Raw genomic sequence first — 15,174 nt, forward strand, 5'->3', positions numbered from 1 at the left:
CCGGTCGGATCAGTTCAGTGAAATGTTGTGTTGAGTGGCCGTATCGACGTTGATATGGCTCAAACGCCCGTGGAGATCGAACAGCAAGTAATCGGCGCCGACACAACGCATCTTCACACCTTGCACAGGCCATTGCAGAGTGGCGCAGAGACGGTCGCCAGGAAGGTGGATGAAGTGCCAGCGCATATCCTGATCGACGGTCAGGTATCTGATGACCAGCCATTGGCCCTGCAAATAAGCATCCATCAGATCGATTTCATAAAGGTCCAGCCCGGGCAAGCGATAGTTCTTGCGCCCGTCAGGCCACGCCAGCTCAAGAACATTCCCGGCAACATTAAGATGTGCCTCGATCACTCGGCCATCGGCGTCGAGCAGCCGGAAATTGTCCGCGGGCATGTGCGGCAGTAAATCCCGGCTCATCAACCGACGCTCGGGCAATCGGTAATGCCACAGGTACGTACCTTTCTCCCCAGCGTTCAACCACAGATATTCGTTGTGCGCGTCATCGTTCAGGCCACCGACGTGAGCCGGCAAATCGCTGACATGCCACAGCGTTTCGAATCCATGATCGACATCCACCACCCGCACCTGCCGCCCCCGGCCGAGGGTCCAGGTCAAACCGTCGAATGATCGGGCGAACACATCGAACATTTGCACGCCCAGGTCCGTCGCGCTGCGCGTGACCAGATCGAGCTTGCTGATGCGCCAGACATCATCACGCCGCGCCAGCACCAGCACGACCTGCCGATCATGGGCCAGCACGATGTTGTGTGCCGGCACCGAAAAATGACACAGGGTCTGGCCGTGCGCATCGATGACCACCGCCCCCGCCTCGCCCAGCGCGAGTAAGTAACGCCCATCCTCCAGCGGTACCGCGTCGAGAATCTTGCGGTTGCCCATGAACGGAGCTGTCCATTCAAGTGGCTCACTCATCTTCGACAGCGGGACGCTTGCGGCGAGGGTCGGCAACGCCCCCGGCAGATCGGCCTGCAACAACTTGTCCTTGCTCATGCTGACCAGTGCCTGCAATTGCAGATGCGACAAGCGCCCATGGCCGTCGATCTGGTCCGCCAGCACCGCGTGCACGATGGCAGCGGCCAGCCATGCCAGTGCATTCACGTGCGTCTTGTGCTGCAACAAAATCTCGGCCAATGCCGCGCGTTCGGCGTGACGCGCCGGATCATCGCGCAGTTGCTCGACCCACTCGGCATACGCCTGCAAGGTATCGGGCAACAGCGCGGCCCGTTTGACCAATGCGCCCAATGCCAGCGCGCCTCCTGCCGCTTCGGCATCCAGCAGCCACTGGCCGGCGCGTTTACGCTCCGCGCTCAGTGGCCAGATCACTTCGACGGCTTGCAGCCAGAGGCCCTTGCGGGTCAGCGATTCGGCCCATTCCAGACGCAAACGGTCGGCGCTCTCTGGCCACTTGCCTTGCAGCAATGTCACGGCGGCGGCAAACGCATTGTCACGTCGAGCGACCAGCAAGGCGCGCTGCCAGTTATCGGCCAGACACAGCAGGCGCACGATCATCGCGGACGGCATATCCCAGGCCAGCGCGAGGTCGGCGGCTTGCTGCAAGCGGCCGTGCTTCTCCAGATAGTCGAGCGACTCCTGGCGGACCTTGAGCAGTTCGGCGAGCACGAAGACCGCTTCCTCGATGCGGCCCGCGCGGTCGAGGCGCTCAAAGGTCTGTCGGTAGACCTGCCGCAGATGCATTTCCATGTCGTGTTCGAACCGGATCGAGCGCGTGGGCCCACGGCTGTGATCGATCATCAGATCCTGACGTCGCTGCGGCGTACCGAACGATTGCTCGCCGCTGCTTTGCTCGCTGCCCAATGGAATCGCGTGACGCAGCGCCTCTGCGAAATCGCCGTCCTCGAACATCTCGAGCATGCGCCGCATGTAAGCGGCTTGGCGCTTGCCATACAGGGCCGAGAGGCGCGAATTTTCAGTCAGGCGCGTCACCCAGCGCCGCCAGCGCGAGGGCTTGGCTTTGGCCGGTGTGGCGCGGGGTTCAATACCTGGTTCGGCGGCGCGGGGTGCCGCAGGCTGCACCGGCACCGGCCGGCGCAACACGTGGCGCAACCCGGCCAATATCAAGGTCAGGGCAATACCACCGATCAATGTGCCGACCACGATGCCGCTGATTTGCACCGATACCGGCGTCGCTGTCTTCGCCGGCAAGCCTTGCAGGCCAGGATTTTGCCCCTGCGACCCCATCCAGAAAATCGCTATCAGAATCGCCAAGGTCACGCTGAGCTTCAGCCACGGCAAAGGCGTATCGGCCGATTGCGTCCAGCCGGTTTCTTTCGCCGTGACGGCTTGATAGACCGGCACTTTCGCAGCTTTTTGCTGGCGATCAAGCAAGGCCTGCATGACCTGTTCCTGCTCGGGACTGACCGGACGCAACGCGTCGCCGAGAATTTCCCGAACGTCGGTGACCACGGCCACGGGTTCAAGCACTGGCTCCGGCAGCACGTTTCGGCAGTCATAGGTGTCGAGCAAAGTGAGGCCATTGATATCAAGCCAGTCACCCGATGCCAGGGCCTCAGCATCGCGCAAATATTGGGCCCTGACGTGACTGCCGCGCACCAGCCAGATATCGGCGGCAGGCAGGCTGCGGATTTCCTGTGGGTCGAGCAACGCAGAACTCAGCGCATTGCCCTGGCGAATCAACGGCCAGCCCGACAGCGCCTCGCACTGCACGGTCACGGGTTGACGAAAGCGCAGCAGATCGCCGTCGGCAAAACGGTAGACGCTGGCGCCGGTTTGCCACTGTTCGATCACGCGCCGGGCGCGTTCGGCCTCGCTGAAACGCTCGGCTGCGAACCACAGGCCTTCAATGTGTTGATGACCGGTCAACAGCGGGCGGCGGATCAACGCTGCGTTATGCTCAAGCATCGCTGCCGTCCTTGTTTTCCGGATGTTCATTACAAATGATCTGCAAACGCAGGAGGCGTTGCGGGACCGCGTACACCAGCAGTTCGCGGGCCTTGGTCAGCACGGCGATCACGCCGCTCAGCGGGCAAAAGCTGTATTTGACGATGGGGGCGGCGGTGGAAAACAACACGCGCTGACCGCCTTCGCAGTACACAGCGATAGCGTGCTGGTTGGGGGCAAGCAACAACAGTGAATATCGCTCGTTGTCTTCTTGCAGCAGGCCGATGCCCTTCCAGCCGGGAGCCAGCACGATGCGTTCGATTTCCGAGGCCGCGCCCTTGGCTGACACCACGCCCCAACTCTCGCACCCGTCGCTTATCCTCAGCACCGCGCAACCGCCAAAGCCCCTGCGCCATAAAGGACTGGCGGCGAACAGCACCTGATCGACTTGATTGGCGAGACCCACCACATGCGCCGCCGTGACATCGCCGTCAGCGTTGACCGAGTGCGTGTGCAATCGATCACCCTCACGGCGTGCATACACCACGACGTCACTGTCAACCTTGGCCATGCTCAACACGTCCGCCGCTAAGCGGTGGGTGCGCCGGGTTTTGGGGTTGGCCGGCGTACGGCCGGTTTCCACTACCCAGAACGCCAGATGACCCTGGCCGTCGAGCAGAAACAATCGGCCCGTCGACTTATTGCGCAACCCGGCTACCGGCAGGAGCGAAGCGGTGCCCGGCGGCAGCTTGAGTTCTTCAAGGCCCGGTTTGTCGACCGGTTTCAGCCCGGGCATGCTCCAGAACGTCAATTGCCACTGATCACTCAAAACGGCGCCCAAGGCCTTGCCGTTGAAGGTCGCCGCCAGTGCCGTTTGCTGCGCAGACCATAGACTTTTGCGGATTTCGAGGGGTTTCTTCTGGTTGTGCACCGGTAGCTTGATCACCACCATGCCGGGCTCACCGAGCAGTTTCAGGGCGACATGCGTACCCGCGCTGGAAATCACCGGCTGCAAGGTCAGCGACACTCGCGGGACGCGGCCCTTCGCGGTCGGTGCGGCTGCGACCACTTCACCTTCGAAATGGCCTTTGAGCAACTGCAAGGCCAGGCGCTCGTCGGGAAGCGGCAGCGACACTCGACGAGCGCCCGCCGCGTGCAGAGCCACCGACAGACTGCGTCCGTCGAGGCTGCGCGAGACCTGCACGCGATGGCTGCAGGGCAAACCCTCGGTCGCGGGCAAGCGCTGCCCCACCAGCCAGCATTCGCCGACGGGCTCCGGTTGCGCATTCAAGCCGTCACGCCAGGCCTGCCAGTGCCCGGCGTCAACAGTTTTAAAGGTACGGGCGCTGAGCAAGCGTTTGAGCTGTGCAGCGCTGTCGAGCGCATGCAGCTCCGGCGCCTGCTGCAAAATGCCCCAGCGCAGCTCGGCGCCGGCGTCTTTGGCGCGACGCGCAAGGAGGATCAGCAAGGCCATGTGCACCAGACGCGCAGCGCCGAGTTGCAACGGCCCGGCATCGAACAACACCACCATCAAGCGGCTGGCCTGATGCGAGCGATATTGCGGCGCGAGAAACAGATGCTCGCCCACCACGGCCCTGCGCAAAAACTCATCAGGCACTTCATCGGCCAACAGCCATTCACTCGACAACAACCGCTCATAAGGGCCGCGACGTTGCAGATCGGCCAAGCCATCGGGCTCGGGCACGCCGCCCTGCTGTTGGCCACGCAGCGGACCGAGCAGCGGATCCAGACGCCCGAACAGGTCGGCAAACAGCGGCAGTTGTGCCGGAGCAAACCATTGCAGCCAGTCGCGCCAGGGTTGCAGCGATTCAGGTAATTGCATCAGCGGCCCGCCCAGTAAGCGCCAATGCGCTGCAAATGCTGCGTCGTCACCGGCAACAAACGATCCAGCGGCACCACGGCGGCGGGCTCGCGCCAGAGCAGCAGCGGCGCCCGCGCGAATCGGCTGGACAGCGCCTGCCCCAGCAGGTCTGTCGGGCGGTCGGGCTCCCAACTGGTCGGCAGCCACAGTCCCGGTGCACGTTCGTCCATCGCCGCATACGCCACGCCGTCGACCCACGGCAGATCCGCCGCGACACCGGTCACCACCAACACGTCGCGATTGGCCGTGGCCTGCAGGCGCCCGGCCTGTTCCTCGGGGATCAGCAACAAGCGTGCGTGCAAACGCCGTGCTACGTCGCCCCACGCCACGGCGGCCTGGGGCTCGACCGGAGTCTGCCGTGACTGCCAGGCCCAACTCAGCGGTTTGATCGTCATGCCGCAGACGTCAGCAGACGCGCCACCTGACCGCGCACGTCCTGCAACGACGACGGAATGGTCTGATCATTGAAGTTGGCATCAATCTCACGCAGCAGGCCTTCAAGCAAGGCACTGGCCGGTGGTTCGCTGCGGGCCAGATACTCCTCGCCGGTTTCCAGCAAGCGACTGAGCCGCGACAGTGGTTGCAGGGTCGCCTCTTCCACCGCGCTGAACAAATGGCTGTTGCTCGACTGCGCGAAAATCTCGCGCAGCACTTCGCGGCCATGTTGTTGGGTTTCCTTGGTCGGCAGTACATACAGCAGCGGCCACAGGTCCGCCTCGCTGGCTTCAAGTCGCCCGCCGAGTAACGCCGCTGCGGCGATCAGGCGCTGGGATTTGACGATGCGCCGATCCGACAACTGAATGCCAGCCTCGCGCAGACGCCGAATGGCCTGGGCCAGTGCCGGGCGCACGGCAGTCAGATCGACGTTTTTCAGAGCCTGGCCGAGGGTGTCGAGTTGGCTCAGGCCCAGCAGTTGCTGCACCGGGCGCTGCTCGGACTGCCAGCCACCGGCGAGCATCGCTTCGAGCTGATTGTCTGGCACCGATTCGACAAACAGGTGCAGCAGGAAGCGGTCACCGAATGCCGCCAACGCTTCATCATCCGGCAGACCATTGGAGGCGCCGACACACACCCGCAACGGGCACTGGATCTGCGTGTGGCCGCGGCGGAAGCGGCGTTCGTTGAGCACGCCGAGCAAAGTATTGAGGATCGCCGTCGAACCGAGGAAAACCTCGTCGAGAAAGACGATATCGGCTTCCGGCAGCATGCCGCTGACGTCGGTTTCCACCGTGCCTTCGCGCAGCTTTTTCAGGTCGACTGCGCCAAACAGCTCCGAGGGTTCGGTGAAACGCCCCAGCAGGTATTCGAAATAGCGCCCGCCCATCGATTGCGCCACGCGCCGCACCACCGCACTTTTCGCCGTACCGGGTGGGCCGATGACCAGAATGTGCTCCTGCGCTACAGCGGCCAGCACAATCAGCTCGGCCAATTGCTCACGCCCCACCAGCCCCTCGGTGGCGACCCGCACGGCCTGACGGATTTGCGCGGCAGCGCTCTGCAATGAAGCGTTCATGGACATCTTCCCTGAAAGTGGTTTTTTGATGGGTGGCTGATCGGCTGCTATCGGCCGCCGGCAGTTGATCTTTAATCGACGCCTTTGGCGAGTGGATATCTGCCAGAAGCTGATTATGCTTCAGGAAACCGTGCAGCAATGCGCGGCCGTCAGACTGTGCAGGTTTCACGCGAGAGCAATGCGGCATACGCCACAAGGCCAGAGTGCGATAGCGGTATCGGGGGACTCCGGCCTACGACAATAAGCACGACGGAGAGCACCCATGGCTACAATCGACACAGCATCCACCGGCAGTCCACCGCGCAGCGGCGGCATCACCAAGGAGGAGCGCAAGGTCATCTTCGCTTCGTCCCTCGGCACGGTGTTCGAGTGGTACGACTTTTACCTCTACGGCTCACTGGCGGCGATCATCGCCAAGCACTTCTTCGCCGGCGTCAACGAAACCACCGCGTTCATTTTTGCCCTGTTGGCGTTTGCAGCGGGGTTTGCGGTGCGGCCGTTCGGCGCGATCGTGTTTGGCCGGCTCGGCGACATGATCGGGCGCAAGCACACGTTCCTGATCACCATCGTGATCATGGGTGTCTCCACGGCGATCGTCGGTTTGCTGCCCGGCTACGCGACCATCGGCGTCGCCGCGCCAGTCATTCTGATCACCCTGCGCTTGCTGCAAGGTCTGGCACTGGGCGGTGAATATGGCGGCGCGGCCACTTACGTCGCTGAACATGCGCCACGCAATAAACGCGGTTTCTTCACCTCATGGATTCAAACCACCGCGACCCTTGGCCTGTTTCTGTCGCTGCTGGTGATCCTCGCTTGCCGCACCGCGCTGGGCACCGAAGCGTTCGAAGCCTGGGGCTGGCGGATTCCGTTTCTACTGTCGATCCTGCTGCTGATCGTCTCGGTGTACATCCGCCTGCAACTGAGCGAGTCGCCGGTGTTCCAGAAAATGAAGGCCGAAGGCAAGGCGTCGAAGGCGCCGCTGACCGAATCCTTCGCCCGCTGGGACAACCTCAAAGTGGTGATCATGTCGCTGCTTGGCGGTACGGCCGGGCAAGCGGTGGTCTGGTACACCGGGCAGTTCTACGCGCTGTTCTTCCTGTTGCAGACGCTGAAAATCGACCCGCAGACCGCCAACCTGCTGATCGCCGGTTCGCTGCTGATCGGCACGCCGTTCTTCGTGATCTTCGGCAGCCTCTCCGACCGCATCGGGCGCAAACCGATCATCATGGTCGGGTGCATGTTGGCGGCGCTGACCTACTTTCCGATCTTCCATGCGTTGACCCAGTACGGTAACCCCGACGTGTTCATCGCCCAGGAGAAAAACCCGGTCAAGGTGATAGCCAATCCCGATCAGTGTTCGTTCCAGTTCGACCCGGTGGGCAAGGCCAAATTCACCAGTTCCTGCGACCTGGCCAAGACCCTGCTGGCGAAACGGGCGATCCCTTATGAGAACGTGATCGCCGAACCGGGCACCGTCGCGCAAGTGCGCATCGGTGACAAAGTCGTCGAGAGCTTCGAGGGCAGCGCCCTGCCCGCCGCCGACTTCAAGACCCGCAACGACGCCTTCACCGCGACCCTCGGCACTGCACTGAAAGAAGCGGGTTATCCGGAAAAGGCTGACCCTGCAAAAACCAACTATCCGATGGTGTTGCTCCTGCTGACCATCCTGGTGATCTACGTGACCATGGTGTACGGGCCCATTGCGGCGTGGCTGGTCGAGCTGTTCCCGACTCGCATCCGCTACACCTCAATGTCACTGCCCTATCACATCGGCAACGGCTGGTTTGGCGGTTTCCTGCCGACGGTGGCGTTCGCGATGGTGGCGGCCACCGGGGATATCTACTACGGGCTGTGGTACCCGATCGTGATTGCGGTGATGACGGCGATACTCGGCACGTTCTTCCTGCCGGAAACCAAGGATCGCGACATCCTCAAGGATTGACCTGACCTCAGGCCGCTGGAATGCGGTCAACCTGTGGGAGTGGGCTTGCTCGCTCCCACAGGGGGTTGGTGTTAACGCGGAACTGGCGTTTCACCGTCGGTTCGCAGTCGAAAAAAAATCGAACGCTCGTCGCAGTGCTACCTCCAATGTTTACACCCATGGAGGTCAACGATATGAACAGCAACGACGACAAAACCCCGAACGCCCCACCTACCGATACATCGGGCAAACCCGTGAACGTGGTCGAGCGCGATTTGCAGGATCGGGACGATGACACCCGTGCTGTGGACGAGGTCATCACGCCTTCCTCCACCCGCGTCAAAGAGCAAGATGCTGAAGAGCTGCAGCGCAAGGTCGATGAGATTGAGCGCAAGGTTGCGGATGGGAATTGAGATTTATGGTGATTGTTGGATTCACCCCCTCACCCCAGCCCGCTCCCCCAAGGGGGCGAGGGGGAAAGGGAGCCGACCGAGTACAGTTCAGAACCTGAGTTCGACTCTAAATCTCAGTTCGGGTACCTCGAAAGAACAGAACACCATGGTCAGTCCCCTCTCAATCTAGGAGAGGGAAAAGTGAGCCGATCTCTAGTGGGATCAAACCTGAGTTCGGCGCGACAGTTCAGGTCGGTGTATCTCGAAAGAACAACGCGATCAGTCCCCTCTCCCTCTGGGAGAGGGTTAGGGTGAGGGCTTCGACGTATTCAGTTTCACCGCCTCTCGAATCAGTGCCACCAAGGCCTTTTCATCAATCTCCTCGCCCTCATGCACATCAATCGCCCGCCTTGTATTGCCTTCAAGACTTGAATTGAACAATCCCGTCGGATCTTCCAGCGACGCACCTTTGGCAAAAGTCATTTTCACCACTGCCTTGTAAGTCTCACCGGTGCAGATAATCCCGCCATGCGACCACGTCGGCACGCGCCATTTCCACTCTTCGACTATCTCGGGATCAGCCTTGTGCATGATCGCGCGGATCTGTGCCAGGGTTTCACCGCGCCAGTCACTCAGGTCCTTGATGCGCTGATCAATCTGCACTGATGCAGCGATTGCTTCTTCGTTCTTCATGACGTGTCCTCAACGTCTTCGGGTGCAAAAACTCTAGACGGTGATCAGATAGTGGTCGAGTTACCACGCGACAGCGCGCATTCATGAGCCTCGCTCATCAGCTTATGCGGCAATCACCGTATTGTTGAGCGAACACCCGCTATATAGGTTGGCGCATCACTTTGAGGAGAGACGCCATGCCCACCCCGACCAACGTTATTGTCGTCATTGGCGCCGGTTCGATCGGTCAGGCCATTACCCGTCGCGTCAGTGACGGCAAACACGTCGTGCTGGCGGATTTGAAGCAGGACAATGCTGACGCTGCTGCCCGCGTCCTGCTTGATGCCGGTTTCAAAGTGACCACTTGCATCGTTGACGTGGGCTCTCGCGAATCCATTCAGGCGTTGGTCACCGGCAGCGATTTCCTGATGGATGGCGGCGTTACAGCGGCGTACTGGTACGGCGATCTGGCGCCGGAATAAGCAGCGCTTTCACCAGGCTCAAAGCGTTGCCGATCGCGGCGCCGCTGGCGGTGTTGTCGAAGATGCACCAGGTTGCGGCGCCCTCCTCTGAGGCGATCTGCAACGCTCGCGCAATTTGTTGCAGGTACGGCAAATCGTAGGCGCTGTGGTAGATGCGCGGTGAACCGTGCAAGCGCCAATACTTCGTGCCCTGCCAGCCTCTCGGTGAAGCGTCATTGGTGATACGCGAGGGGTCGACCGCCGCTTGGCTGATTTGGTACTTGATCAAAAGCGCTTCGCCGCCGACCCATGATTCGTGGCGCGGCTCCAGCACCACAGGCCCGGAGAAACGCTGGCGCAGTGCGCTGAAAAACCCTTCGGCAACGGCCGCATCAAACGCCAGCGACGGCGGTAACTGCACGAGCAGGCAGCCCAGGCGATCGCCTGATCCGCTGCATTGCCCAAGGAATTCTTCCAGCGCAGCCTCACAGCCGATCAGGCGCAGTTCATGGGTGATGTGTTTGGGGATCTTCACTGAAAAAGTAAAACCGTCCGGCACCGAATCCGCCCAACGTTCGTAGGTCTGTCGGCGATGCGGGCGATAGAACGAGCTGTTGATTTCGACGCTGTTGAATTGCGCGGCATAGCGCTGCAAATGCGTGCCGTCAGCCGGGAATGCCGGCCAATGTTCACGCGCAAGACTCCAGCCTGCACAGCCGATGAAAATCAATTGCCTGCCTCCATTCCAATGTAGGAGCTGCCGCAGGCTGCGATCTTTTGATGTTGTTTTTGAAGATCAAAAGATCGCAGCCGTCGGCAACTCCTACAGGTTTCGCGAGGAAATTCGGGTTATTTTTTGCCGGGCAGTACCGAGCTCAGCACTTGTTTGGCGGCTTGGACGATGATTCCGGCCTCATCCGGATCGCCCTTGAGCAAGGTCGTGGCGAATTTCTTCGCCTGCTCAAGCTTGATGTGCGGTGGCAGCGGCGGCACGTTCGGATCGGTCTTGAATTCGATCAACACCGGAACGTCCGAGGCCAATGCCTGCTCCCAGGCCGCGGCGACGTCCTCTTCGCGATCAACAAAAATGCCCTTCAGGCCGATGGAAATGGCGAACAGGTGATACGGCACATCCGGGATACTCTGCGACGCTTCGAACTTGGGATCGCCCTCCATCACCCGCTGCTCCCAGGTGACCTGATTGAGATCTTCGTTGTTGAACACCGCACAGATCCATTTCGGGCTTTGCCACTGCCGCCAGTATTTGGCGACGGTGATCAGCTCGGCCATGTTGTTCATTTGCATGGCGCCGTCGCCCACCAGGGCAATCACCGAACGCTCGGGGTAGGCGAATTTCGCCGCAATCGCATACGGCACCGCGGCGCCCATCGAGGCCAGACCGCCGGACAGCGAGCACTTCATGCCACGGCGGATTTTCAGGTCGCGGGCGTACCAGTTGGCGCACGAGCCGGAATCACTGGTGATGATCGCCTCGTCCGGCAGGCGCGGTGACAACTCGTACACCACCCGTTGCGGATTGATCGGTCTGGCCTTGGCCATGGCGCGTTTTTCCAGAGTTTTCTCCCAGGTGCCGCGCCAGCCTTCGACCTTCTTGCGCCATTTGCCCGAGGTTTTCTGTTCCAGCAGCGGCAGCAACGCGGCGAGTGTTTCAGCCGCGTCGCCCTGCAGATTGACCTCCATCGGGTAGCGCAGACTGAGCATGTCCGGCTGCAAGTCGATCTGCACGCCCCGCGCCTGACCTTCCTTGGGCAAAAATTCCGAATACGGGAAACCCGAGCCGATCATCAGCAACGTGTCGCACTCGGTCATCAGTTTGTAGCTGGGCTCGGTGCCGAGCAGGCCGATGCTGCCGGTGACCCACGGCAGATCGTCGGGCAGCACGGCTTTACCGAGCAAGGCTTTGGCGACTCCGGCGCCGAGTTTTTCGGCGACGGCGATCACTTCATCCGTGGCTTGCAGAGCACCGGCACCGACCAGAATTGCGACTTTTTCACCGGCATTCAAAACCTCGGCGGCACGCTGCAAATCCGCCTCGTACGGCAGCACTCTCGGCTTGCTGTACCCGACACCGGAATGTGCGGTGCCGTGGGCGCGGGCCGGCGCTTCGTAGGGCAGATCCTGCAAATCATTGGGCAGGATAATCGCCGTGACGCGGCGTTCGCCGACGGCCGTGCGCACCGCGCGGTCGAGCAAGTGGCGCACTTGCGACGGTGCCGAAGCCTGCTGCACAAAGGCGCCAGCGACGTCCTTGAACATCGAGACCAGATCCAGCTCCTGCTGGTAGTGGCTGCCTAGTGCAGTGCGCGCCTGCTGACCGACAATCGCCAGCACCGGCATGTGGTCCATCCGCGCATCGTAGAGCCCGGTAATCAGGTGCGATGCGCCCGGCCCTGAAGTCGCGATGCACACACCCAACTCCCCGGTGAACTTGGCGTGGGCCGAGGCCATGAACGCGGCCATTTCTTCATGGCGCGCCTGAATGAATTCGATCTTTCCCTTGGCCCGGTCGAGCGCGCCGAACACGCCATTGATGCCGTCACCCGGATAACCAAAAATCCGCGTGACGCCCCATTGGCTGAGCCGCTCAACCAGAAAATCTCCAACTGTCATCGTCATCGTGTTCCTCGCCTTCACCGGTGCATCGAGCATTCCCGGCAGTGCATCCGCCGAGAGGTGTAAGGGTCTGGACAGTCGGGCTGGCGACGAAGTTTCGATTGATTTGCCAGGGCAACGCCCTGCCCCGGTGTTTGCGCGCAAAATCACCGGCGCGGCACAATGCGCCTCATCAACAGATTTACAAGGGACGAATCGACATGGACTTACCCGCGATATGGCACCCGCGATTCGCTGACGCACAGATCGAACAACAAACCATTGGCGAGTCCCGCGCCGATGTACTGCGGATTACGCCGGCGGGTTCAGCGCCGCTGTTTGTGAAGTCTGAACAGGTGATGACCTGGGGCGAACTGCCCGGGGAAATTCAGCGACTGCGCTGGCTGGCAGAGCAGGATCTCCCGGCGCCTCGGGTGCTCGACACCACCACTGAAAATGAGCGCAACTGGTTGCTGATGACGGCTGTGCCCGGTCGCGATCTGGCCCGCAGCGCGCACCTGGCGCCGGAGCAGATCGTGACGCTCGCGGCCACAGCCTTGCGATCACTGCACGCGGTCGCCATCGACAGCTGCCCGTTCGATCACCGCCTCGACGCAAAAATCGCCCTCGCCCGCGAGCATCTGCTGGCGGGCCTGATTGACGAGGAAGACTTCGACGATTCACGTCTGGGTCGCAGTGCTGAACAGGTGTTTCAGCAAATGCTTGCCGCCCGTCCTGATCACGAGGATCTGGTGGTGACACACGGCGATGCGTGTCTGCCCAACCTGCTCGCTGACAATGGCAAGTTCAGCGGGTTTGTCGACTGCGGGCGACTTGGCGTCTCTGACCGTTATCAGGACTTGGCGTTGGCCGCCAACAGCATTACCTACAACCTCGGCGAGCAGTGGGTGCCAGTGTTTTTCGAGGCCTATGGCGTAGAGCCTGATCTGCAACGGATTGCCTTTTATCAGTTGCTTGACGAGTTTTTCTGAGGCGCCGGAAGCGTTCAGCACTCAACGATGCGGATGCACTGTCCACGCCACCAGTTTGATCACGACGGGCCGAACAACAAGGATGCACAGAAATGCCACCGGCATCGCCAGTTTGTACGCGTGCAGCGCATTACTCAGGTAATCGTTATCAATGCCGGAGTTGGCGGCGGTGATCACCAGTGACATCAGAAACGCCATGATCGTCGCCATGTACAAGGCAAACACATAGGGCGTGGCACGCGGTGACAGCTTGCGACGGCTGACAATCAAAGCATCGGTGCTGGTTGTTTGATTCATATGGCGTTTCCATCCATTGACAGGGAGCGGGCACCTTAACAAGCGCGACTCCCCTCAACTAGACGGCTAATCGTAGGTACTTTATAAAGCACAACTTACGAATCAAACCGTTCTCGGCAGGCCATGGATGAATCTATTAGCGGCAATTGCCAGTTTTATCAAAGTGGTGGAATCGGGCTCCATTGTCGGCGCCGCCAAAGCCCTGGGCGTCAGTGCGGCAGCGGTGAGCCAGACGATAAATCGTCTGGAGACGCATCTCGGCGTGAGACTTCTGCAGCGCACCACGCGGAGCATGGCGCTGACTGAAAACGGCGCGGTGTACTACGACAAGGTCAAGCGCATCGCGGCAGATCTGGAGTCGGCGCAAAGCTCAATCAGCAACGAACAGACCGAGCTGCAAGGACGGCTGAGCATTGCCTCCACTTCTGCATTCGGACGGCATGTGCTCGCGCCCTTGATCGCCGGGTTCGCGGCGCTGCACCCGCGCCTTCTGCTGGAGCTGTCGACCACCAACCGCAAAATCAATCACATCCAGGACGGCATCGACTTGAGCCTGCGGATCAAACCGCAACTGGAAGATGGCATTGTTGCGCGCAAGATCGTTTCGCTGCCCTTCATCATGTGCGCCGCCCCAGCCTATCTGGAGCGCGCAGGCACGCCGCGATCGCCGGACGATCTGCAAAACCATGCGTGCCTGGCGTTCCGTTACCCATTGGACGGACGCTTTCTTCGTTGGACTTTCTCGCGGGACGGCCAGAGTTACGAGGCCAATATCAATGCCACGACCATCAGCGATGACATCGATGCACTGGCGCAGATGGCGGTCAACGGTGCGGGCATCACGCGTCTGGCCGAGTTCGTGGCGGCACCGTACATCGCAAGTGGCCAACTGCTGCCGCTGTTCCAGAACCATGACGGAGCAGGTCACGGCTTTGTCGAGCGAATGGACATTTATGCCTGTGTGCAGGAGCGTGCGGCGATGACACCGAAGGTCAAGGCATTCATGGACTATCTGATCGAACACTTGAAGATGCGTTGGCCGCAGGAAGATGCTTTGACCGCACCGTTTCAAGCATCCACGGACAAGGAGCTGCTGTGAACACATCACGTTATGCCAAGGGCTCCGGCCGGCCTCCCGTGCATCTGGCCTCGATAAATACTGAGGGCTCGGCGGCAGGCCATCTGGTTTTTGCTGGCGGTGTTGCCGGGGACCGACACGTACCCTTCTGCTCTCATGACGAACTGCTGGGCATGCTCAAAGACCTGATATGTGCGCGTGTACCTTTTTCGGTTGGCGGCATGTGTCCCGGTCCAGCGGATGAAGTCGGTTTGCTGATCGACAACGCAGAGCTGACGGGACCCTGCATCGAGCTGTCCTGGACCGGCTCGCAGCAATGGATTGTGCGCGAAACTGCCAACGCTTCTGGCGAATGGCAGCAAGAACCGGACGCCAGCGAAATCGCCAATCTGATTTTCAATCCTGACTCGCTGAAGCGCGCCGATTAAGGCAAAGTCCACCTCGCCAATCGAGGCTCATCACGGAAGATAAAA

13 protein-coding genes and 1 pseudogene are annotated in these 15,174 nt (G+C 60.8%); 6 read left to right on the forward strand and 8 right to left on the reverse strand.

The features are described 5' to 3' along the window. Positions 1–9: 9 nt before the first annotated feature. The 4 genes from AC3WMT_RS02215 to AC3WMT_RS02230 are packed head-to-tail and all read right to left on the reverse strand — an operon-like array spanning position 10 to position 6,275. Positions 10–2,901: a bpX6 domain-containing protein gene (locus AC3WMT_RS02215; RefSeq protein WP_103302290.1), complete on the reverse strand. Its 2,892-nt coding sequence runs from the start codon at positions 2,899–2,901 to the stop codon at positions 10–12. Then, entirely contained in the window at positions 2,894–4,723 is a 1,830-nt protein-coding gene (locus AC3WMT_RS02220; protein ID WP_103302291.1) for a hypothetical protein, read from the reverse strand. Before AC3WMT_RS02220 ends, AC3WMT_RS02215 begins: the two co-directional genes overlap by 8 nt. Then, entirely contained in the window at positions 4,723–5,157 is a 435-nt protein-coding gene (locus AC3WMT_RS02225) for a bpX5 domain-containing protein (protein ID WP_103302292.1), read from the reverse strand. Before AC3WMT_RS02225 ends, AC3WMT_RS02220 begins: the two co-directional genes overlap by 1 nt. After that, positions 5,154–6,275: an AAA family ATPase gene (locus AC3WMT_RS02230; protein ID WP_103302293.1), complete on the reverse strand. Its 1,122-nt coding sequence runs from the start codon at positions 6,273–6,275 to the stop codon at positions 5,154–5,156. The genes AC3WMT_RS02225 and AC3WMT_RS02230 overlap by 4 nt, the downstream gene beginning before the upstream one ends. Before the next feature lie 262 nt (positions 6,276–6,537). Here AC3WMT_RS02230 and AC3WMT_RS02235 point away from each other — a divergent pair, with 262 nt between their 5' ends. After that, positions 6,538–8,217 carry an MFS transporter gene (locus tag AC3WMT_RS02235; protein ID WP_103302294.1) on the forward strand — a complete coding sequence of 560 codons (1,680 nt, stop codon included), beginning with the start codon at positions 6,538–6,540 and terminating at the stop codon, positions 8,215–8,217. Positions 8,218–8,390: 173 nt separating this feature from the next. Beyond that, positions 8,391–8,609, forward strand: a complete 219-nt coding sequence (locus AC3WMT_RS02240) for a hypothetical protein (RefSeq protein ID WP_103302295.1) — start codon at positions 8,391–8,393, stop codon at positions 8,607–8,609. 285 nt (positions 8,610–8,894) lie between these two features. Here the strand turns inward: AC3WMT_RS02240 and AC3WMT_RS02245 are convergent, their stop codons facing one another. Then, the gene (locus AC3WMT_RS02245; protein WP_103302296.1) at positions 8,895–9,281 is read right to left on the reverse strand and encodes a DUF1801 domain-containing protein; all 387 of its coding nucleotides are present in this window, start codon (positions 9,279–9,281) and stop codon (positions 8,895–8,897) included. A 176-nt stretch (positions 9,282–9,457) separates the two neighbouring features. On the opposite strand from AC3WMT_RS02245, the pseudogene AC3WMT_RS02250 reads away from it, so the two are divergent. After that, positions 9,458–9,736, forward strand: a pseudogene (locus AC3WMT_RS02250) (SDR family NAD(P)-dependent oxidoreductase); the annotation flags it as partial. On the opposite strand, the gene AC3WMT_RS02255 reads toward AC3WMT_RS02250, so the two are convergent. Next, positions 9,702–10,451 (reverse strand): DUF72 domain-containing protein, encoded by a 750-nt coding sequence (locus AC3WMT_RS02255; protein ID WP_103302297.1) that lies wholly within the window; start codon positions 10,449–10,451, stop codon positions 9,702–9,704. The pseudogene AC3WMT_RS02250 and the gene AC3WMT_RS02255 overlap by 35 nt on opposite strands. Positions 10,452–10,570: 119 nt before the next feature. Then, entirely contained in the window at positions 10,571–12,358 is a 1,788-nt protein-coding gene (locus AC3WMT_RS02260; protein WP_103302298.1) for a thiamine pyrophosphate-requiring protein, read from the reverse strand. Positions 12,359–12,555: 197 nt separating this feature from the next. Between AC3WMT_RS02260 and AC3WMT_RS02265 the strand changes: the two genes are divergently transcribed. Continuing rightward, entirely contained in the window at positions 12,556–13,326 is a 771-nt protein-coding gene (locus tag AC3WMT_RS02265; protein ID WP_103302299.1) for an APH(3')-II family aminoglycoside O-phosphotransferase, read from the forward strand. A 21-nt stretch (positions 13,327–13,347) separates the two neighbouring features. On the opposite strand, the gene AC3WMT_RS02270 is transcribed toward AC3WMT_RS02265, so the two are convergent. Next, positions 13,348–13,623, reverse strand: a complete 276-nt coding sequence (locus tag AC3WMT_RS02270) for a DUF2798 domain-containing protein (RefSeq protein WP_103302300.1) — start codon at positions 13,621–13,623, stop codon at positions 13,348–13,350. A gap of 127 nt (positions 13,624–13,750) precedes the next feature. Between AC3WMT_RS02270 and AC3WMT_RS02275 the strand changes: the two genes are divergently transcribed. Together AC3WMT_RS02275 and AC3WMT_RS02280 are read left to right on the forward strand one after the other, a co-directional pair. Beyond that, positions 13,751–14,722 carry a LysR family transcriptional regulator gene (locus tag AC3WMT_RS02275; RefSeq protein WP_103302301.1) on the forward strand — a complete coding sequence of 324 codons (972 nt, stop codon included), beginning with the start codon at positions 13,751–13,753 and terminating at the stop codon, positions 14,720–14,722. Continuing rightward, positions 14,719–15,129, forward strand: a complete 411-nt coding sequence (locus tag AC3WMT_RS02280) for a hypothetical protein (RefSeq protein ID WP_103302302.1) — start codon at positions 14,719–14,721, stop codon at positions 15,127–15,129. Before AC3WMT_RS02275 ends, AC3WMT_RS02280 begins: the two co-directional genes overlap by 4 nt. Positions 15,130–15,174 lie beyond the last annotated feature (45 nt).

The sequence above is a fragment of the Pseudomonas sp. FW305-7 genome (assembly GCF_058786735.1).

Excerpts from the sequence above, each read along its gene's own strand:
- AC3WMT_RS02220 (WP_103302291.1), bottom strand. The coding sequence starts at position 4,723 with ATGCAATTACCTGAATCGCTGCAACCCTGGCGCGACTGGCTGCAATGG.
- AC3WMT_RS02240 (WP_103302295.1), top strand. The coding sequence starts at position 8,391 with ATGAACAGCAACGACGACAAAACCCCGAACGCCCCACCTACCGATACA.
- AC3WMT_RS02270 (WP_103302300.1), bottom strand. The coding sequence starts at position 13,623 with ATGAATCAAACAACCAGCACCGATGCTTTGATTGTCAGCCGTCGCAAG.
- AC3WMT_RS02230 (WP_103302293.1), bottom strand. The coding sequence starts at position 6,275 with ATGAACGCTTCATTGCAGAGCGCTGCCGCGCAAATCCGTCAGGCCGTG.
- AC3WMT_RS02245 (WP_103302296.1), bottom strand. The coding sequence starts at position 9,281 with ATGAAGAACGAAGAAGCAATCGCTGCATCAGTGCAGATTGATCAGCGC.
- AC3WMT_RS02235 (WP_103302294.1), top strand. The coding sequence starts at position 6,538 with ATGGCTACAATCGACACAGCATCCACCGGCAGTCCACCGCGCAGCGGC.
- AC3WMT_RS02225 (WP_103302292.1), bottom strand. The coding sequence starts at position 5,157 with ATGACGATCAAACCGCTGAGTTGGGCCTGGCAGTCACGGCAGACTCCG.
- AC3WMT_RS02215 (WP_103302290.1), bottom strand. The coding sequence starts at position 2,901 with ATGCTTGAGCATAACGCAGCGTTGATCCGCCGCCCGCTGTTGACCGGT.
- AC3WMT_RS02275 (WP_103302301.1), top strand. The coding sequence starts at position 13,751 with ATGAATCTATTAGCGGCAATTGCCAGTTTTATCAAAGTGGTGGAATCG.
- AC3WMT_RS02260 (WP_103302298.1), bottom strand. The coding sequence starts at position 12,358 with ATGACGATGACAGTTGGAGATTTTCTGGTTGAGCGGCTCAGCCAATGG.
- AC3WMT_RS02265 (WP_103302299.1), top strand. The coding sequence starts at position 12,556 with ATGGACTTACCCGCGATATGGCACCCGCGATTCGCTGACGCACAGATC.